18 protein-coding genes are annotated in these 17,393 nt (G+C 67.3%); 14 read left to right on the forward strand and 4 right to left on the reverse strand.

Going from position 1 to position 17,393, the window contains the following annotated elements; genetic code table 11:
- Positions 1-126 precede the first annotated feature (126 nt).
- Both RSO01_RS14280 and RSO01_RS14285 read left to right on the forward strand, forming a co-directional pair.
- Positions 127-507 (forward strand): YciI family protein, encoded by a 381-nt coding sequence (locus tag RSO01_RS14280; RefSeq protein ID WP_147149779.1) that lies wholly within the window; start codon positions 127-129, stop codon positions 505-507.
- Positions 508-509: 2 nt separating this feature from the next.
- Positions 510-1,742 carry an RNA polymerase sigma factor gene (locus tag RSO01_RS14285; protein WP_147149780.1) on the forward strand — a complete coding sequence of 411 codons (1,233 nt, stop codon included), beginning with the start codon at positions 510-512 and terminating at the stop codon, positions 1,740-1,742.
- Positions 1,743-1,872: 130 nt separating this feature from the next.
- Here RSO01_RS14285 and RSO01_RS14290 read toward each other — a convergent pair whose 3' ends face one another.
- Both RSO01_RS14290 and RSO01_RS14295 read right to left on the reverse strand, forming a co-directional pair.
- Positions 1,873-2,826 carry a hypothetical protein gene (locus tag RSO01_RS14290; protein WP_147149781.1) on the reverse strand — a complete coding sequence of 318 codons (954 nt, stop codon included), beginning with the start codon at positions 2,824-2,826 and terminating at the stop codon, positions 1,873-1,875.
- A 16-nt stretch (positions 2,827-2,842) separates the two neighbouring features.
- Positions 2,843-4,093: a class I SAM-dependent methyltransferase gene (locus RSO01_RS14295; RefSeq protein WP_218037337.1), complete on the reverse strand. Its 1,251-nt coding sequence runs from the start codon at positions 4,091-4,093 to the stop codon at positions 2,843-2,845.
- Between the two features lie 80 nt (positions 4,094-4,173).
- Here RSO01_RS14295 and RSO01_RS14300 point away from each other — a divergent pair, with 80 nt between their 5' ends.
- From RSO01_RS14300 to rlmN, 3 genes are read left to right on the forward strand one after another with little or no spacing between them, the layout of a single operon-like run.
- Complete coding sequence (locus tag RSO01_RS14300; protein ID WP_147149782.1) at positions 4,174-4,737, forward strand: RNA methyltransferase; 564 nt, start codon at positions 4,174-4,176, stop codon at positions 4,735-4,737.
- Complete coding sequence (locus RSO01_RS14305; protein ID WP_147149783.1) at positions 4,734-5,312, forward strand: DUF2585 family protein; 579 nt, start codon at positions 4,734-4,736, stop codon at positions 5,310-5,312. Before RSO01_RS14300 ends, RSO01_RS14305 begins: the two co-directional genes overlap by 4 nt.
- 40 nt (positions 5,313-5,352) lie before the next feature.
- The gene (gene rlmN, locus RSO01_RS14310; RefSeq protein WP_147149784.1) at positions 5,353-6,492 is read left to right on the forward strand and encodes a dual-specificity RNA methyltransferase RlmN; all 1,140 of its coding nucleotides are present in this window, start codon (positions 5,353-5,355) and stop codon (positions 6,490-6,492) included.
- Positions 6,493-6,580: 88 nt separating this feature from the next.
- Here the strand turns inward: rlmN and RSO01_RS14315 are convergent, their stop codons facing one another.
- Positions 6,581-7,606: a class I SAM-dependent methyltransferase gene (locus RSO01_RS14315; protein WP_147149785.1), complete on the reverse strand. Its 1,026-nt coding sequence runs from the start codon at positions 7,604-7,606 to the stop codon at positions 6,581-6,583.
- 110 nt (positions 7,607-7,716) lie between these two features.
- On the opposite strand from RSO01_RS14315, the gene RSO01_RS14320 reads away from it, so the two are divergent.
- From RSO01_RS14320 to RSO01_RS50300, 6 genes are all read left to right on the forward strand, one after another.
- Positions 7,717-8,973, forward strand: coding sequence for an argininosuccinate synthase (locus RSO01_RS14320; RefSeq protein ID WP_147149786.1), 1,257 nt, complete (start codon positions 7,717-7,719; stop codon positions 8,971-8,973).
- Positions 8,974-9,109: 136 nt separating this feature from the next.
- Positions 9,110-9,835 (forward strand): prolipoprotein diacylglyceryl transferase, encoded by a 726-nt coding sequence (locus tag RSO01_RS14325; RefSeq protein WP_147149787.1) that lies wholly within the window; start codon positions 9,110-9,112, stop codon positions 9,833-9,835.
- On the forward strand, positions 9,820-11,247 hold the full coding sequence (locus RSO01_RS14330) for a radical SAM protein (RefSeq protein WP_147149788.1): 1,428 nt from the start codon (positions 9,820-9,822) through the stop codon (positions 11,245-11,247). The genes RSO01_RS14325 and RSO01_RS14330 overlap by 16 nt, the downstream gene beginning before the upstream one ends.
- The gene (locus RSO01_RS14335) at positions 11,244-11,501 is read left to right on the forward strand and encodes a hypothetical protein (RefSeq protein WP_147149789.1); all 258 of its coding nucleotides are present in this window, start codon (positions 11,244-11,246) and stop codon (positions 11,499-11,501) included. The genes RSO01_RS14330 and RSO01_RS14335 overlap by 4 nt, the downstream gene beginning before the upstream one ends.
- A 42-nt stretch (positions 11,502-11,543) precedes the next feature.
- Positions 11,544-12,197 (forward strand): rhomboid family intramembrane serine protease, encoded by a 654-nt coding sequence (locus RSO01_RS14340; protein WP_147149790.1) that lies wholly within the window; start codon positions 11,544-11,546, stop codon positions 12,195-12,197.
- A gap of 230 nt (positions 12,198-12,427) precedes the next feature.
- On the forward strand, positions 12,428-13,573 hold the full coding sequence (locus RSO01_RS50300) for an ATP-binding protein (protein ID WP_218037342.1): 1,146 nt from the start codon (positions 12,428-12,430) through the stop codon (positions 13,571-13,573).
- 130 nt (positions 13,574-13,703) lie between these two features.
- Here the strand turns inward: RSO01_RS50300 and RSO01_RS14350 are convergent, their stop codons facing one another.
- Positions 13,704-15,458: a hybrid sensor histidine kinase/response regulator gene (locus RSO01_RS14350; protein WP_147149792.1), complete on the reverse strand. Its 1,755-nt coding sequence runs from the start codon at positions 15,456-15,458 to the stop codon at positions 13,704-13,706.
- Between the two features lie 47 nt (positions 15,459-15,505).
- On the opposite strand from RSO01_RS14350, the gene RSO01_RS14355 reads away from it, so the two are divergent.
- The 3 genes from RSO01_RS14355 (at position 15,506) to RSO01_RS14365 (ending at position 17,318) form a co-directional block, all read left to right on the forward strand.
- A complete protein-coding gene (locus tag RSO01_RS14355; protein ID WP_246158398.1) occupies positions 15,506-16,150 on the forward strand; it encodes a response regulator in 645 nt (214 codons plus the stop codon).
- Positions 16,151-16,394: 244 nt separating this feature from the next.
- Positions 16,395-16,724 (forward strand): GCG_CRPN prefix-to-repeats domain-containing protein, encoded by a 330-nt coding sequence (locus RSO01_RS14360; RefSeq protein ID WP_246158401.1) that lies wholly within the window; start codon positions 16,395-16,397, stop codon positions 16,722-16,724.
- Positions 16,725-16,832: 108 nt separating this feature from the next.
- Positions 16,833-17,318: a Spy/CpxP family protein refolding chaperone gene (locus RSO01_RS14365; protein WP_246158402.1), complete on the forward strand. Its 486-nt coding sequence runs from the start codon at positions 16,833-16,835 to the stop codon at positions 17,316-17,318.
- The last annotated feature ends 75 nt before the right edge of the window (positions 17,319-17,393 follow it).

Raw genomic sequence — 17,393 nt, forward strand, 5'->3', positions numbered from 1 at the left:
AAGGGGGAGAGGAGCATGAAAGGATGTAGTCGATAGCTGTATTCGTTATTTGGCGAATGTCGATTCCAGCCAGCCTCGAACGTCGATGAGGTGACGGACCTCCGTCACCACCAGAGGAGATCGACAATGACTCAATACATGTTGTTGCTGCACCAGGCCCCGAACTACAACACGGACCTGCCGCGCGAGAAGATGCTGGAGATGACCAAGCGCTACATGGCCTGGGCCGACAGCCTTCGGCAGAAGGGCCGCATGGTCGGCGGCGAGAAGCTCGCCGTGGGCGGCGTGCGCCACATCCGCAGCAAGGACGGCAAGCCCGTCATCACCGACGGCCCTTATGCCGAGGCCAAGGAAGTCCTCGGCGGCTACTTCGTGATCGAGGCCAAGGATGCCAGGGAGGCCGAGGCCATCGCCTTGGAGTGCCCGCATCTTGCGATTTCTCCCAGCAACTGGGTCGAGATCCGGCCGATCGACGACATGAGCCAGGCCCGCGCCGCAGCAAGCTGAGCATGCCAAACGAGCGGGGCGTCCAGCGGCTCGTCGATTCGCTGGCCCGCGATTCGACGAGCCGCCTGGTCGCCGCGCTGGCGCGGCGGCTAGGCGCAGGGCGCATCGCCATCGCCGAGGATGCCGTCCAGCACGCGCTCCTGCAGGCGCTGTCGTCCTGGCCCTTCAAGGGCGTGCCTGACAGGCCCGCGGCATGGCTCGCCACCGTGGCCAGGAACCGGGCCATCGACCTCTTGCGCCACGAGGCGCGCAACGTGTCGCTAAGCGACGATCCGTTGCCCGTCGAACCGCACGAGGCGCCGGGCGACGGCCACTTCGACCGCGAGCTGAACGACGATGAGCTGGCGCTGCTATTCGCGGTCTGCCATCCGGCCCTGTCGCCCGAGATGCGCGTCACCTTCGCGCTCAAGACCGTGTGCGGTCTCACCGTGCCGCAGATCGCCTCCGGCCTTTTGGCCGAGCCCGCCGCCATCGCCCAGCGCCTGGTGCGGGCACCCAAGCAACTGGAAGCCGCCGGCGTGGCCATCGAGCCTCTGCCGCCCGATGCGCTACCGGCGCGCGCCGAGTCGGTGCGCATCGCGCTCTTCCTGATGTTCAACGAGGGCTACTCGGCCTCCTCCGGTGAGACCCTCGTGCAACCCGAATTCTGCGTCGAGGCGATGCGGCTCGCCCGCGCGCTGGCGCGCCATCCGATGACGGCGGGTCCGGCGAGCGATGCACTGGCCGCCCTGCTGACGCTCACGGCCGCCCGCCTGCCGACGCGGGTCGGGCACGACGGCGTGGCCCAGCTCCTGGAGGACCAGTCGCGCGATCGCTGGAATCCTGGGCTGATCGCGCTCGGCCTCGCCCATCTCGAGCGCTCGGCCGCGGGTGAGGAGATGACGGTGTGGCACCTGCGCGCAGAGATCGCGGCCCTGCATGTCATGGCGCCCAGCGCCGCCGAGACGGCATGGGCCCGCATCGTCGCCGTCTACGACCAGTTGCGCGCCATCGATCCGTCGCCGGTCGTCGAGCTGGCCCGCGCCGTCGCTGTCGGACGCACCGACGGACCGGCCGCAGGGCTGGCCGCCTTGCCCGAGGCCGACGGCAATCCGTACGTCCACGCCGCGCGCGGTCAGTTCCTGGCCGAGCTCGGTCGACGCGACGAAGCGCGGATCCATCTTGCTCGCGCGCTCGACCTCGCTCGAACCACGCCCGAGCGCAGCCTGATGGCGCGACGGCTGGCTGATCTTTGAAGGGAACAAATCGCCCATCGCTGCGTTTGTGCCGCGCGGCCCCTCGTCCGCGGGCCGTCGTCAGCGCAGGGGTTTTGGGATGTTCGCTTATGCCGTCATTGGGGGCAGCATGGTCGCCCTGTCGCTGATCTCATTCATCGCGGCCGCGATGATGGGCTGACGATGCTGTCTTCCGCACCACGATGAGCCAGGTCGCGGCCACCAGGATCACGGCGGCAGCACTCCATTCGGCGGTAGACAGGTCGGGCGCCGTGACCCAGCCGAGATACGCTGCCATCGCTTCGAGCGCGATGGCGAAGAACGGCATTGCAGCCAGCGCGATCAGATAGGTCTGAACGCCGGTGCGGTTGATGGTCCAGAAGCCGAGCCAGGTGCCAGGCGCGCGGAACAGCAGCCCGGCCAGGACGGCGTAAAGCCAGAGTTCGAGGCGGCCGAAAGCGTCACCAGCGCCCGCCCACGGCGAGGTGAGTACGCCGGCGAGGCCCAACACCGACCACACGAGGATAAGCGCCAGCGACGCAGCCACCAGGATCTCGCCGGTGAAGCGGCTGCGGGCGCCAAGATCGTTCAGGCGATTGCGCGGATGGTACGCGATCATCCAGGAGGCGGTGACGGCCATGGCTTCCGACGCGACCAGCCAGCCCAGGCCGCGCCGCGCCTCGGGTGCCAGGGTCAGCGCAAACGCCACGATGCCGATCGCCAGCAGCGCAAGGCCCGGCCAGTCGCGCCGCGGCGGCGCATTGCGCGTCAACCACCAGCCGGAGGCCGCGCCGATCAGCACGCTCACCGTCGCCAGAAGCGTGCTCTCGGTGATGGCGAGCCAGACGATCGCGGCCGCTGTCGCGCCGTTGATGGCCACGCGCAGGAAGGCGTAGCCGAGGGTCCAGGGCGCCAGAAGCCCGCGCCAGCTCCCGGCAGCGCGCCGGCCGAGCCACAGAATCACCAGGCCGGCGGCCAGAAGCTGGACCAGGGTGTAGGCCCAGGCATCGAGCCTGGCGCCGCTCACGACGTGGCGCGTCAGCAGGAGATAAAGCGACCAGAGGAGCGAGTTGCCGAGGCCGAGCGCCAGATTGTGACCGCTCATAACGTCGTCGGCGGGATCAGGTCCTGAAGCGCAGCAGCAGGTGATTGACGCCGTTCAGCTTGACGTAGAGGTCCTCGAACTGCGTGTAGAAGTCTTCCCATTGCGGCAGGCCGCCTTGGGCGCCGAGCGCGGTGTAGATCTCGGCCACCGTCTTGCGGCCGTCGATCTGCGAGACGATGCGCGGGGCAAGCGACGGCAGCTGGGCGCGCCACGGGAAGCCGTCGAGGTTGGCGATCAGCGGCGTGCCGGGCTGCAGGCCGGCCGCGAGCTTCTGGGCATCCATCTCGCGCAGGACCGGGATCGCCGAGGTGTCCTCGGGCCGCGCCACCGTGTCGAAGCCCGCGCGCGTGGCATAGAAGACGTGGGTGCGCAGGTTGCCCGCCAGCCGCTCGGCGAAGGCCGCGCGCTCGACCAAGGGCAATGAGCTCGCCTGGCGCGCGATGATGGGGTCGCTCATGTAGGTCGCGGGCTCGTAGCGCACCGGCTCGAGGAAGGCGACGACGCGCAGGCCCGACTGCTGTGCCATGGCGCCGATGTCGGGCACGGTGAAGGCGCGGTCGCAGCTGTGCAGCAGCAGGTCGTAGAGGCCCGCATCGCCGCCGGTGACGTGATCGTTGAGGTAGGGGTTGCGGCGGAACAGGTTGGTGGTTGGCAGGAAGCGGATCAGCCGCTTGGACATGGCGATCCGATCCTCCAGCGCCATCGACGGCGGCGCCAGGGTGCGCAAGAGCTCCTGCAACGGGTAGACGCCGCTGCGGCCATACTCGCCATAGAGCATCACGCCCATGCCGCCATCGGGATTGAGCACGCTCGCCAGCGCACGCATGCCGGCGGCGGGGTCGGGCAGGTGGTGCAGCACGCCGGTGCAGTCGATGTAGTCGAACTGGCCGATCGCCATCGATGGCAGGTCGAGCAGCGATCCGGTGATGAAGTTGATGTTGCGCAGGCCGCGCGCCTTGGCGCGGGCCTCGCAGATCTGGCGCGAGGCGGTCGAGATGTCGAGATAGACGACCTCGCCGGGGCAGCGTCGGTCGACGAGCTGCTGGGCCAGCATGATGCAGGCATCGCCCGTGCCGCCGCCGGCGACCAGCGCCCGGAAGGGCCGCATGAAATTCAGCCGGCCGGAGTACAGGTAGTGGTTGATCTCGAGGATGTGGCTCGGGGTGCCGGTGATCAGGCGGATCGCCTCATCGCGCGGATCGCGCGGCGGATAGGGCAGCGCCTCGTACTGGGCGCGGACTTCATCCATCGGCGAGGGAAGGGTCATTCTGGCCTTGTTTCACGGCGGGCGCGGCGCTACCCGGGGGAAGCAGCGCCTGCAAAGGATTAACAACAAAAAGACTGGGCATGAAAGGCTATTTCGGCATCGGTGTGGAAGGCGTGAGCAAGGCCGTGAACGTCGGCACCTTGTTCCGCACCGCCCATGCCTTCGGCGCATCCTTCGTGTTCACGCTGCGCGCCCAGTACAACCGCCGAGAGGGCGCACACACCGATACTTCCGACACCCCGCGGTCGGTGCCGACCTATAACTTCGCTGACCTGGAGAGCTTCCGCCTGCCGCAGGGCTGCCGCTTGGTCGGGATCGAGATCACCGACCAGGCGATCGAGCTGCCGAGCTTCCGCCACCCCCGCCAGGCGGCCTACATCCTGGGCGCCGAGCGCGAGGGCCTGTCGGCCGACGTGCAGTCGATCTGCGACTATGTGGTCAAGATCCCGACCCGGTTCTCGGTCAACCTTGGCGTGGCCGGGGCGCTGATCATGTACGACCGCCAGCTCAGCCTCGGCCGCCACGCGCCGCGCCCCGTGGCCGAGGGCGGGCCGACAGAGGCCGTGGTGGTGCCGCCGTTCGGCGAGCCGATCTACAAGCGAAAGCAGCGGATTCGCGCACGCGCGGCGCAGGCCGGTCGATGACCGCCAGGATCGCGACGCTCATCGCCGCGCTCACCATCCTCGGCATCATGACGGTCCAGGCTGTAACGCTGCACCTGATGGGCCGCGTCTGGACCTGCAGCTGCGGCACCGTCCGCTTCTGGGTCGGCGACATCTGGTCGCCCGAGCTGTCCCAGCAGATGTTCGACTGGTACACGCCCTCGCACATCGTCCACGGCATCCTGTTCTACGGCGTGCTGCATCTCCTGCTGCCGCGCACGCCCGTCCTCGCGCGGCTGGCGATCGCGGCCGGGATCGAGGGCGCCTGGGAGATCGCCGAGAACTCGCCCTGGGTGATCGAGGCCTACCGCAAGCAGGCGCTGGCCGCCGGCTATACCGGCGACAGCGTCCTCAATTCGCTGCTGGACATGGTGGCCATGATGACGGGCTTTGCGGTGGCCCGGCTGCTGCCCTGGAAGGCGACGGTCGCCCTCGTCCTGGTGCTCGAGATCGGTGCCGCCCTGGTGGTCCGCGACAACCTGACCCTCAATATCCTGAATTTCATCCATCGCTTCCCGGCCATCGAGGCCTGGCAGAAGGGCGCCCAGCAGGGATAGCCATTGCGCCGGCCGGCCCGCCCGCCTATCTCCCGGTCCCATGGCCGCCCACTTGCCCACCGAGCCGCTGCAGATCGTCGAGCCATTCCGCGGCCGCAACGACACGCGCCGCAACCTGCTCGGCCTGTCGCGCGAGGACCTGAAGGCGGCGCTCACCGAGGCCGGGCTGGAACCGTTCCGCGCCCGCCAGGTCTGGCAGTGGATCTACTGGCACGGCGTGCGCGACTTCGGCCTGATGACCAACATCGCCAAGAAGACGCGCGATCGCCTCAGCGAGCTCTTCGTCGTCGAGCGGCCCGAGATCGTCACCGAGCAGCGTTCGGTCGACGGCACGCGCAAGTGGCTGCTGCGCTTCCCCGACGGCAACGAGGCCGAGACCGTCTACATCCCCGAGGAGGATCGCGGCTCGGTGTGCGTGTCGAGCCAGGTCGGCTGCACGCTGACCTGCAGCTTCTGCCACACCGGCACGCAGCCCCTGGTGCGCAACCTCGCGCCAGCGGAGATCGTCGGCCAGTTCATGGTGGCGCGCGACAGTTATGGCGAATGGCCGACGCCGACCGAGACCACGCGCATGCTCAGCAACATCGTCATGATGGGCATGGGCGAGCCGCTCTACAATTTCGACAACGTGGCGACGGCGCTCAAGATCGTCATGGACGAACAGGGCATCGCCCTCTCGCGCCGGCGCATCACGCTCTCGACCTCGGGTGTCGTGCCGATGATCCCCAAGGTCGGCGACGTGCTCGACGTCAATCTCGCGGTGTCGCTGCATGCGGTGAACGACGCGGTGCGCGACACGCTGGTGCCGATCAACCGCAAATGGCCGATCGAGGAGCTCCTGGCCGCGTGCGCCGCCTACCCCGGCGCCAGGAACAGCCGGCGCATCACCTTCGAGTACGCCATGCTGAAGGGCGTCAACGACAGCGACGCCGATGCGCGCGAGCTGGTGCGCCTCCTGAAGCCGATACACGCCAAGGTGAACCTGATCCCGTTCAACCCCTGGCCGGGCGCGCCCTACGAGTGCAGCTCCAACAACCGCATGCACCGCTTCGCCGAGATCGTGAACGATGGCGGCCTGAGCGCGCCGATCCGCACGCCGCGCGGCCGGGATATCTTCGCCGCCTGCGGCCAGCTCAAGAGTGCGAGTCAGCGCGGGCGGCGTGAGAAGGTGGCGCTGTAACGCGCACCGCTGTCACCCCGAGCGCAGCGAGGGGCCTTTAGGGCTACAGGAAAGGTCCCTCGCTACGCTCGGGATGACAGTATTGGTGTTACTTCTTGAGTGCCACGACTGTCGACAGGAACGCGCGTTCCTTCGCGACGACTTTCAGGCCCGCCGCTTCGCTCCACGTTTGGAGCCTGCCCTCCGCATACTCGGTGTAATACGGCTCGTGGAAATAATGCGGGAAGAGGTCGAGCAGGCCGTCCCATCCTGGGTGATCGCCCTTTTGGATCGAATCGACGATCACCACCAGGCCATCGGGCTTCAACACGCGCCTCATCTCGACAAGCGCCTGCGTCCGCACCGTCGCGGGCAGCTCGTGCATCAGGAACGACGACACCACGAGGTCGAGGCTTGCATCGTCGAACGGCAGCTTCTCGGCTGCGCCCTCGAGTAGTTTCACGCGCGCCGTCCTGCCGATCAGGCGGCGCGCCTCGGCGAGATAAGGCGCGCTGAGGTCGAGGCCTGTGAACTTCATGCCGGGCCAGGCGTCGTGCAGGAAGGCGAGCAGGCGGCCGGTGCCGCAGCCGACATCGAGTCCTGCCAGCGTGCGCTGGTTGCGGCCGGCCATCCATTCGGCGATCGGTTTCAGCGCGCGGCGGCGCATGACGTCGGCGGCGCCGGTGAACAGCACCTCGACCTGGGTGTCGTAGATCGCGGCCGAATGGTCGCTTAGCCAGCCATCGCTCTGGAAGTGGAAGTTCTGGCGATAGTAGTCGGGCAGCCCGTCGCCCTGCTCGCCGGGCGGCAGCTCGTCGCTATGGCCATGGCGGCGCGCATCGACGTGCGGCAGGTCGCGGAAGTAGAGGACGCTGCGGCGCAGGAACTCGCCGGGGTCGAAGGAAAGTGGGCGTGGCGTCGGAAACAGCCCGGCCTTGATGTCCTGCCATTCGCGCTCGAAGACGGCGCGCATGTCCTTGGTCAGCTCGTCGCGCGAGGGCGTGGGGCCGACCGGGAAATCAGGCTTGGGCATCGGCTTCAGGAGCCGGCGGCCCGCGGCATAGTGGCCGGCATACCAGGCCACGCGCGCGGTCTGGCGCGCGGCATAGGTGAGACGATCTAGGGCAGAGGCCATGGTCCGAGTATCTTCCAGGCCATTATAGCGCCTTTGCGGCAAACTTGCCCGCGCGGGCTTCATGGCTATATTCGCGCGCCTTCACCGTTCCGACACGAAAGCCGGCCGCCATGAGCGTTACTTATACCGGGCCCTACAAGAAGGGCGACATCAAGAAAGTCGTGCTGGCCTATTCCGGCGGCCTCGACACCTCCGTCATCCTGAAATGGCTGCAGGAGGCCTACGGCTGCGAGGTCGTGACCTTCACCGCCGATCTCGGCCAGGGCGAGGAGCTCGAGCCCGCCCGCAAGAAGGCCGAGATGCTGGGCATCAAGCCTGGGAACATCTACATCGACGACGTGCGCGAGGAGTTCGTGCGCGATTTCGTCTTCCCGATGTTCCGCGCCAATGCGCTCTATGAGGGCCAGTACTTGCTCGGCACGTCGATCGCCCGGCCGCTGATCGCCAAGCGCCAGATGGAGATCGCCAAGATGGTCGGCGCCGACGCCGTCAGCCACGGCGCCACCGGCAAGGGCAACGACCAGGTGCGCTACGAGCTCACCTATTATGCGCTGCAGCCCGACATCAAGGTGATCGCGCCGTGGCGCGAATGGGATCTCACCTCGCGGACCAAGCTGATCGAGTTCGCCGAGAAGCATCAGATCCCGATTGCCAAGGACAAGCGCGGTGAGGCGCCGTTCTCGGTCGACGCCAACCTCCTGCACTCCTCCAGCGAGGGCAAGATCCTGGAGGATCCCTGGGAGGAAGCGGACGAGATGGTCTACCAGCGCACCATCTCGCCGGAGGAGGCGCCGGACAAGGCGACCTACATCACGGTCGACTTCGAGAAGGGCGATGCCGTCGCCGTCGACGGCGTGAAGATGTCGCCGGCGACCCTGCTCACCAAGCTGAATGAGCTGGGCAAGGCCAACGGCATCGGCCGCCTCGACCTGGTCGAGAACCGCTTCGTCGGCATGAAGAGCCGCGGCATCTACGAGACGCCGGGCGGCACGATCCTGTATGCCGCCCATCGCGGCATCGAATCGATCACGCTCGACCGGGGTGCAGGGCATCTCAAGGACGAGCTGATGCCCAAGTATGCCGAGCTGATCTATTACGGCTTCTGGTATTCGCCCGAGCGCGAGATGCTGCAGGCGCTGATCGACAAGAGCCAGGAGAACGTCACCGGCACGGTGCGGCTGAAGCTCTACAAGGGCAACACCACGGTGGTCGGCCGCAAGTCGCCCAAGTCGCTCTACTCGATGAAGACCGTTACCTTCGAGGACGACGCCGGCGCCTACGACCAGCGCGACGCCGAAGGCTTCATCAAGCTGAACGCACTCAGGCTGCGCCTGCGGGCCACGGGCCAGGGTGGCCCGAAGAAGTAGGGCCGAGATCCTTACAGGATCCGTGGATGACGAACCCACTGTCATCCCGAGCGAAGCGAGGGACCTTTAGGGCACCCGGAAAGGTCCCTCGCTTCGCTCGGGATGACAGCGAGGTTGTGGCGCCGTTCGTGCGTCCATGAGTTATTTCGGTCTGCCGTACATCCACGCCGTCTTCGACGTGCTGGCGTGGGTCGCATCGATGACGGTCTTCGTCCTGACCACGCGTCATCTCATTCCCGCTGAGGCGCTGCCTGCCAATCGCGTCACCCATCCCGGCCTCTACGCCGTCACGGCCGGCGCGGGCGCCCTCTGTGGCGCGATGTTCTTCGGCACGGCCAACGCGCTGCTCTCCGGCCAGCATGCGCTGGGCTTCTCCATGGTCGGCGGCATTGCCGGCGCCATCGCCGCCGTCGAGGCTTTCAAGCGCTTCACCGGTGTCCAGGGCTCGACCGGCATCGTCTTCGCCGCCCCTTTCGCCGCCACCGTCGCCGTCGGCCGCTGGGGCTGCTTCTTCTCCGGCCTGGCCGATTTCACCTACGGCACGCCGACCGGCGTCCCCTGGGCCGTCGATTTCGGCGACGGCATCGGCCGCCACCCCGTGCAGCTCTACGAATCGTTTGCCATGGCGGCGATGTTCGTCGTGTTGATCCAGCGCTTCGTCGCCCGCGACCGGTTCTGGCTGAAAAACGGCTTCTATCTCACGGTGGGCTGGTACGGCCTGCAGCGCTTCGTCTGGGAGTTCTTCAAACCCTACGCAACGCTTCTGGGGCCCTTCAACCTCTTCCATTTTGTCTGTCTGGGCCTGGTCCTGTACGCTGCGATGATGATCCGCAGCGGGGGCCGAGCATGTACGACGGCGTAGCGCGCAAGTCGGCGCCTTATCTCTTCCTCGGCCAGACGACGTCCCTCTGCGAGACCTGCCTCGGCCTGGTGCCGGCCAAGATCGTCGAGGAGGACGGCGCGGTCTACTACTCCAAGCGCTGCCCCGAGCACGGTGTCATGAAGACCCTGGTGTCGGACGACCCGGTCTACTGGCGCCGCACCCTCGAGTACCTGAAGCCCGGCGACCGCCCGCTGGCGCCGTTCACCAAGACCGAGCGCGGCTGCCCGTGGGATTGCGGGCTCTGTCCCGACCACGAGCAGCATTCCTGTCTCGCCATCGTCGAGATCAACGAGGCCTGCAACCTCGCCTGCCCGGTGTGCTTCGCCGATTCCTCGCCGAAGAAGGACAGTCATCGCCCGCTCGCCGAAGTCGAGTTCATGCTCGACGCCCTGGTGAAGAGCGAAGGCGAGCCCGACCTGGTGCAGATCTCGGGCGGCGAGCCCACCATCCATCCGCAGATCCTGGAGATCCTCGCCGCCGCGCGCCGCCGCCCCATCAAGCACGTGATGCTGAACACCAACGGCATCCGCATCGCCGAGGACCCGGCCTTCTGCGATGCGCTCGCCGAGCTGCGCCCGGGCTTCGAGGTCTACCTGCAGTTCGATTCCCTGAACGATGAGGCGCTCAAGAACATCCGCGGCGCTGCGCTCTCGCGCATCCGCCGCCAGGCGCTGGCCAATCTCGAGGCGCGCAACATCTCCACGACCCTGGTCTGCACGGTGAAGCGCGGCGTCAACGACGACGAGATCGGCCCGATCGTGCGCCATGCCCTGACGTACAAGTGCGTGCGCGGCATCAACTTCCAGCCGGTGCAGGATGCCGGCCGCAACGAGGGCTTCGATCCCAGGAAGAACCGCATCGTGCTGTCGGAGATCCGTCGCCGCATCGTCGAGGACTCGGGCGTGTTCGCCGACGGCGACATGATCCCGCTGCCCTGCAATCCCGCCTCGATCTCGATCGGCTACGGCGTGCGCGACGGCGAGAAGGTGATCCCGCTGACCTCGCTGGTGCCGCGCGAGGCGCTGCTGCCCGCGGTGCCCAACGCCATCTCCTTCGAGAAGTATCCCGAATTGCGCCAGCGCTTCGTCGACCTGCTGTCGCTGTCGACCGCCGACACCAATACGGCCGATCGCCTGGGCTCGCTGCTCTGCTGCCTGCCCGACGTGCCGATGCCCGAGGGCTCGGGCTACGAGAACGTCTTCCGCATCACCATCGTGGAGTTCCTGGACCGCTTCAATTTCTGTCTGGGCAACGTCAAGCGCTCCTGCGTCCATTTCGTGACCCCGGACGGCGCCATCATCCCGTTCGATACCTACAACACCTTCTATCGTCCCGGCGCGGCCGGTAACGCACGGTTGGCGGAGGCCCGCTTGACTGAGGCACGTCGATGAGCGACCCGACGCCCGTCCCACCGCCGCCGCCACCGCCGGTCACTCCAGCCCCGCCAGCCAAAGGCCGCGGGCTCGGCTGGTTCTTCGCCATCTCAGGCTCGATCGTCCTGATCCTGACCTTGGGCTGCATCCTTGCTGTCACCGAGGGCAATCCCGCCGGCGAAATGGGCGGTGTCGCCATCCTCTGCGGCTCGCCGACGCTGATCCTGGGCGGCGTCTTTCTTTGGCTGGGCTCCCGCCGCCTAAAGCGCTAAGCAAGAGTGACGACAGCGCCAGGGTTGGAACGGAGCAGCCGGATGCCTTTCGACAACAGCGACCGCCCGGGGCGGGGACGCGGCACGGGCGAGAGGGCCATCAACTTGCCGCCGGCGGTGATGTGGCTGATCGGCATCAACGTCGCGATCCAGCTGCTGCGCAGCCTGCTGGACGAGCCGACCGACAACACCATCATCCTGATGTTCGGCCTGATTCCCGCCGCCTACACCGGCGGCAACGGCGACCTGCTGACCCAGGTCGTTTCGCCCATCACCTATCAGTTCATCCATGGCGGGTGGATGCACCTCGTCATCAACATGGTGACGCTGGCGGCGTTCGGCGCGCCGGTCGAGCGCATGCTGGGCGTGCGCCGCTTCGTCCTCTTCTATCTCTCGGCCGGCATCATCGCGGGCGCCGTGCAGGTCGTGCTCTATCCCGATTCTGTCGATCCGGTGATCGGCGCCTCGGGCGCCATCTCGGGCGTGTTCGGCGCCGTGCTGATGCTGATGCGCTACACCGGCAACCTGCCCTCGCTCTATCCCATCGCCGGCATCTGGATCGCCCTCAACGTCTTCTTCGGCCTGTTCGGCGGCATGCCGGGCGCGGGTGGTGAGCAGGTCGCCTGGGCCGCCCATGTCGGCGGCTTCCTCTACGGCCTTTTAGCCATCCGCTTCTTCGCGCCGCGGCGGGGGTAGTGGAACCGGTTCCGCTGCGCCGGTATCTCGCCGCCAACGCGGTGGCCCTGGCGCCATCCTTTGCCGGGCTGCTGATCCTTTACTGGTCGGGCTACCTCGCCGGCCGGCCGACGCTGTTTGCCATGGCGGGTATTGCCGTGGTCACGGTGTTGCTGGTGCAGCGCTATCTCGGCTCGCTGGCCCGTTTCGCCCGCTTCGTCGGCGAGCTTTCCGACGAGCGCGAGCCCGTGATGCCGCGGCTCTCCTTTGCGCCCGCCACCGAGGAGTTGGCGACGGCGGCAGCCCAGCTCTCGGCCGGCTGGCGCCGCCAGCGCGCCTCGATCGACAATCTCGCCGCCTCCGCCCAGGCGATCGTCGACGGCCTGCCCGATCCCCTGATCGCCGTCGATCGCAGCCGCCGCATCGTGCGCACCAACCTTGCCGCCCGCGACCTCCTGGGCAGAGCCGGCGCCGAGCGCGACCTGTCGACCATGTTCCGCCAGCCGCAGCTCCTCGCCGCGATCGACGGCCTGCTCGAGACGGCCGACGGCAACTTCACCAGCGCCGACCAGGCGGTCGTCGACTTCATGCTGCCGGGGCCGCCCGAGCTCGACGTCGTGGCCCATGTGCGTCGCCTGCCGCGCGCGGCGGCCGATGGTTCGCTGGCGCTGATCGTGCTGCACGACACGACCGCCCTGCGACGTGCCGAGCGTATGCGCGCCGACTTCGTCGCCAATGCCAGCCACGAGCTCAAGACGCCAATCGCCGGCCTGGCAGGCTTCATCGAGACCCTGCGCGGGCCGGCGCGCGACGACACTGCCGCGCGCGAGCGCTTCCTCGGCATCATGGCCGAGCAGGCCGACCGCATGCGCCGCCTGGTCGACGATCTTCTGATGCTGTCGCGCATCGAGCAGCACGAGCACGCGCGGCCCGATACGGCGATCGAGATCGACCGCGTGCTGAAGGGCGTACTCGACCTGCTGCAGCTCAAGGCGGGAAGCCGCAAGGTGGCGCTGGAGCTCAGCGTCGAGCCCGACCTGCCGGCTGCCGTCGGCGACTACGACGAGCTCACCATCGTGTTCCAGAACCTGGTCGACAATGCGCTGAAGTACGCCAAGCCCAACACGACGGTGCGCGTGTCTGCGCGACCGATGGGCCGCGACCGCATCGCCGTCGCTGTTGCGGACGAAGGCGACGGCATTCCCGCTAACCACTTGCCGCGACTGACCGAGCGCTTCTACCGCGTCGATGCCGCGCGCTCGCGCCAGCTCGGCGGCACCGGCCTTGGCCTCGCCATCGTCAAGCACATCGTCAACCGCCATCGCGGCCGGCTCGACATCCAGAGCACGCCCGGCAAGGGCTCGACCTTCACCGTGATGTTGCCGGCGGCCGACTAACTTCCTCCCCATCGTCCTTCGATGGGGAGGTGTCCGCGAAGCGGACGGAGGGGTCATGAGCATCGCGGCTGGGCGCCTATGACGCCTCCGCCTGCCTGCGCGAAGCCGAAGCGGCTTCGCTTTCGGCTTGTCATTCCCCGATGGCTCGACGGATCGCTGCCCGCAGGAGGTCGGGAGCCAGCGGCTTGTGCAGCACGCCGTGTCCGGTCGCTGACAGTTCACGCAGCCGGTCCGGCGACGTGTCGCCGGTGATGATGAGAGCCGGAACGCAATAGCCCAAGTGAGCGTTCAACCACTCGATGGCATTCACACCCGTCACACCGCCGGCCAATCGATAGTCGGCAACGATCAAATGCACCGAAGGCGCACCGGCTTGGTCGTAGCAACGGGAGAGTTCTTCCGCGCTCTGCGCGACGTATGTCCGGTAGCCCCAGACCGACAGCAGGGCGGCAATGCTTTCGAGCACCAGCGGGTCGTCATCCACCACCATGATGCCGAGGCCGGTGGCCTCCTCCGGCTCTGCCGCGGCAGGGAAGGCGGCCGCCGGCGGCGCGAGCGGCACCCGCACGGCGAAAGTCGAGCCCTTGCCGGGAGCGGAGCGCAAGGTCACCGCGTGACCCAGCAAGTCGGCCAGTCGTCGGACGATGGCGAGCCCGAGCCCCATGCCCTGCTGGCGGTCGCGCTGCGGGTTGTGCAGCTGGGTGAATTCCTCGAACACCGCTTCGTGCTGATCGGCCGGGATGCCCGGCCCGGTATCGACGACCTGGATCTCGATCGAATCGCCGCGGCGGCGGCAACCGATGAGCACGCGGCCACCGGGCGCGTAACGCAGGGCATTGGACAGGAAATTGTCGAGGATGCGCTTCAGCAGCGCGGGATCGCTGTCGACCCAGGCATGGGACGTCACGACGCGAAGCGAGACGCCGAGATCGCGCGCCTGGACTCCGAACTCCTCGTCGAGGCCGGAGAGCAATCGGCGAAGCGCGATCGGCCGCCTTTCCACCGGCACGAGCCCGGCATCGAGCCGCGACACGTCGATCAGGCCGTGCAGCAGCCCGCCGAGCGAGCCGATGACCGCCTGCAGCCGGCCGGCAAGGCTTCGCGCTTCGGCGCCGCCGACGTCCCCCTTGTTTGCCAAGGCGGCAAGTGTCGCCGTGAAGAGGCCGAGCGCATGGATCGGCTGACGCAGGTCGTGGCTGGCGGCGGCAAGGAAGCGGGTTTTCGCCTGGTTGGCGGCGGTGGCGCGGTCGCGTTCCTGCTCCAGCCTCTCGACCAGGGTCATATTCTCGAACCGCAGCGCGACGGTCTCCTTGAGCGATCGATAGTTGATCCGGCAGTAAAAGAGGCTGACCACGATGAGGCAGGCCTGGAGGACCAGATAGAGAGAGAAGATCGGATCGGCCTGCATCACGCAGCGGATTGCGAAGGGCGCATGCATGGCGAGCAGCACGCGCGCATGAGCCGGAGGATGGGCTGCCACCGACGACACGCCGCCGCCCGCCATGCCCGTGAGCACGATGCAGACGAAGGCGATGAGATGGGGCTCAGCGGGAACGAAGCCGATCCAGCCGAGCGCGCCCCACGACAGGCTCCACAGGATCGACAGCAGGGTGAAGCGCCGTGCCCAGATCGCGATGCCGGGATCGCCGGCGCTGCGGAGAAAATAGCGGCGCACCAGCAGCCAGCGCGCGCCCGTCATCGCCTGGATCGTGGCCGCCCAGATCAGCAGATTCGGAACGGGTACGGCGTCGCGCAGCACATAGACCACAGGCCACGGCACGACGAGGCTGGCGATCATCGAACCGTAGGATTGGCGATAGAGAAAGTCGATCAGGGCGGCCTGCAAGCGCGCTTCTTTGCCGGCGTCAGTCTGCGATAGGGTCATGGGTCAGAATCGTGGTTGCACCGTCGATGAATATATCCAAGCTTCGCTTGATCTTCGCCGATGACCACGCCCTCGTGCGCGAGGGGCTGAAGCTTCTCCTCGCCACCATCGACGGGTTCGAGCTCGTCGGTGAAGCGGGCGACGGCCCCGGCCTCGTCGATCTTCTGGCGCAATGCCCGGCTGACATCCTGGTGCTCGATCTCGGCATGCCCGGGCTTCGCGGCCTGCAAGATGTGCGGGCGCTGCGCGTGCGCAATCCGCGGCTGAAGATTCTGATCCTGACGGCCAATGCCGAGCCGCGCACGGTCGATGCGGCCCTCAAGGCCGGCGCCGACGGCTATCTGATCAAGAGCGGCGACCTCGGCGAGCTGCCGGAAGCGCTCGACGCGATGCGGCGCGGCGAAAGCTATGTCAGCGCCGCTCTTCGGCCCCTGCTGGCGCTGCACGCCGAAAGCCGGCCACCTCCAGAGTCCGACTTCGCGATTGCCTCGCCCGTTCCGTTGACTCGCCGCGAGCGCGAACTGCTGACGCTCATCGCACGCGGCGCAACCGCCCGCGATGTCGCGGCGCGGCTCGGCATCAGCCCGCTGACCGCCCGCAAGCATCGCGAGAACCTGATGCGCAAGCTCGATCTGCACAGCGCGGCGGAACTCGCGGCCTTCGCGGTACGACTCGGTCTGCCCACGGGTTAAAGCGGTACCCCTGGCGCGCGAGTCGAGCTGACGCACCATGGGTGCAACCTTACCTTCCTGCGCGGCCTGCTGAACGGCGCAGCAAGCCGCTTCTGGTTTATTCGGCGACGATCTTTTTACGGCCACGCGTACCGCTGTCGAAATACGGCAGATGCCGTATTTCTCCCATCCACCTGCCTCGATAGAACTCCCGCCGCCAAGGAAACACGCGCGGCCATACATTCTCAACTAATGGGACAGTGCTATGTTCAAGAAAGTATCCGTGATCATCGGGACGATGGCGACAGTGGCTATTCTGTCGGTTGCCTCTTTTGCGCCGGCTAATGCCTTTCCTCTTGCCGTAGCCCTCGATAGCGGAGCGCCGCCGCAGGTCACCCTGGTCGCCGAAGGCTGCGGATATGGATGGTGGCGAGGACCTTGGGGTCATTGTCGTCACACGGCGTACTTCGGCAATCTGCCCGGAGGCGGTTATTCCGCCCAGCCGGATTGCCCTGCCGGCTATTGGATCGGTCCCTGGGGCCACTGCCGCGACACGCCGTACCACGGCCGACTGCCGGGCGGCGATTATCGATAAGTCCGCGGGGTTCAAGTGAAACGGCCCATGGCGATGCTGCGGATCTCCGCGAACTCCCCCATGCGGCGAAACAGGAGACGGTAAATGAAGCGTAGTCTGTCAGTTCTGATGATGGTCGGCGTCGTCGGTTCGAGCTTTGCCCTGGCAGGCGCTGCGTCCGCGCAGCAACCCGCCAACCCCGCACCGGCGCGGCCCGCGACTCCCATGCCGCAATACACCGCTGCCGATGCCGAGGCGGTGCTGAACGCGCGCATCGTCGCGCTGAAGACGGTGATGGGTTTGACGCCGGATCAGGAGAAGCTGTGGCCGCCCGTCGAGGCTGCCATTCGCGCCATCGCCAAGAACTCCTTCGAGCGTCTCAAGCAGCGCCTGGCGGCGCCGCCCGCCACCGACTTCGTAAGAAGCCTCGTGATGCTTGCCGACGGGGAGGAGGCGCGCGCCAAGGACCTCAAGATGTTCATTGCCGCCGCCCAGCCGCTGCTCGCGACGCTCAGCCCGGAGCAGAAGCGCCGAATGCCGGCTTTTCTGGGTCTGACGGACAATCCAGGCCAGTCGAGCGGCCAGCTCTGGTTGTTCGAGGAGGAAGAAGGCTGAGGAGGGAGTGCGCAACCGCGGACCGCGCGCCGGCTGAGCAACCGTCGCCGTTCCCTTGAGGGGGTCATGTTGGGA

It is taken from the genome of Reyranella soli (genome assembly GCF_007992495.1).
GTDB classification, from domain to species: Bacteria; Pseudomonadota; Alphaproteobacteria; order Reyranellales; family Reyranellaceae; genus Reyranella; species Reyranella soli.

What these genes read in the sequence shown, in the direction of transcription:
- RSO01_RS14280 (WP_147149779.1), top strand. Translation starts at nt 127, where the DNA reads ATGACTCAATACATGTTGTTGCTGCACCAGGCCCCGAACTACAACACG.
- RSO01_RS14285 (WP_147149780.1), top strand. Translation starts at nt 510, where the DNA reads ATGCCAAACGAGCGGGGCGTCCAGCGGCTCGTCGATTCGCTGGCCCGC.
- RSO01_RS14290 (WP_147149781.1), bottom strand. Translation starts at nt 2,826, where the DNA reads ATGAGCGGTCACAATCTGGCGCTCGGCCTCGGCAACTCGCTCCTCTGG.
- RSO01_RS14295 (WP_218037337.1), bottom strand. Translation starts at nt 4,093, where the DNA reads ATGACCCTTCCCTCGCCGATGGATGAAGTCCGCGCCCAGTACGAGGCG.
- RSO01_RS14300 (WP_147149782.1), top strand. Translation starts at nt 4,174, where the DNA reads ATGAAAGGCTATTTCGGCATCGGTGTGGAAGGCGTGAGCAAGGCCGTG.
- RSO01_RS14305 (WP_147149783.1), top strand. Translation starts at nt 4,734, where the DNA reads ATGACCGCCAGGATCGCGACGCTCATCGCCGCGCTCACCATCCTCGGC.
- rlmN (WP_147149784.1), top strand. Translation starts at nt 5,353, where the DNA reads ATGGCCGCCCACTTGCCCACCGAGCCGCTGCAGATCGTCGAGCCATTC.
- RSO01_RS14315 (WP_147149785.1), bottom strand. Translation starts at nt 7,606, where the DNA reads ATGGCCTCTGCCCTAGATCGTCTCACCTATGCCGCGCGCCAGACCGCG.
- RSO01_RS14320 (WP_147149786.1), top strand. Translation starts at nt 7,717, where the DNA reads ATGAGCGTTACTTATACCGGGCCCTACAAGAAGGGCGACATCAAGAAA.
- RSO01_RS14325 (WP_147149787.1), top strand. Translation starts at nt 9,110, where the DNA reads ATGAGTTATTTCGGTCTGCCGTACATCCACGCCGTCTTCGACGTGCTG.
- RSO01_RS14330 (WP_147149788.1), top strand. Translation starts at nt 9,820, where the DNA reads ATGTACGACGGCGTAGCGCGCAAGTCGGCGCCTTATCTCTTCCTCGGC.
- RSO01_RS14335 (WP_147149789.1), top strand. Translation starts at nt 11,244, where the DNA reads ATGAGCGACCCGACGCCCGTCCCACCGCCGCCGCCACCGCCGGTCACT.
- RSO01_RS14340 (WP_147149790.1), top strand. Translation starts at nt 11,544, where the DNA reads ATGCCTTTCGACAACAGCGACCGCCCGGGGCGGGGACGCGGCACGGGC.
- RSO01_RS50300 (WP_218037342.1), top strand. Translation starts at nt 12,428, where the DNA reads ATGCCGCGGCTCTCCTTTGCGCCCGCCACCGAGGAGTTGGCGACGGCG.
- RSO01_RS14350 (WP_147149792.1), bottom strand. Translation starts at nt 15,458, where the DNA reads ATGACCCTATCGCAGACTGACGCCGGCAAAGAAGCGCGCTTGCAGGCC.
- RSO01_RS14360 (WP_246158401.1), top strand. Translation starts at nt 16,395, where the DNA reads ATGTTCAAGAAAGTATCCGTGATCATCGGGACGATGGCGACAGTGGCT.
- RSO01_RS14365 (WP_246158402.1), top strand. Translation starts at nt 16,833, where the DNA reads ATGATGGTCGGCGTCGTCGGTTCGAGCTTTGCCCTGGCAGGCGCTGCG.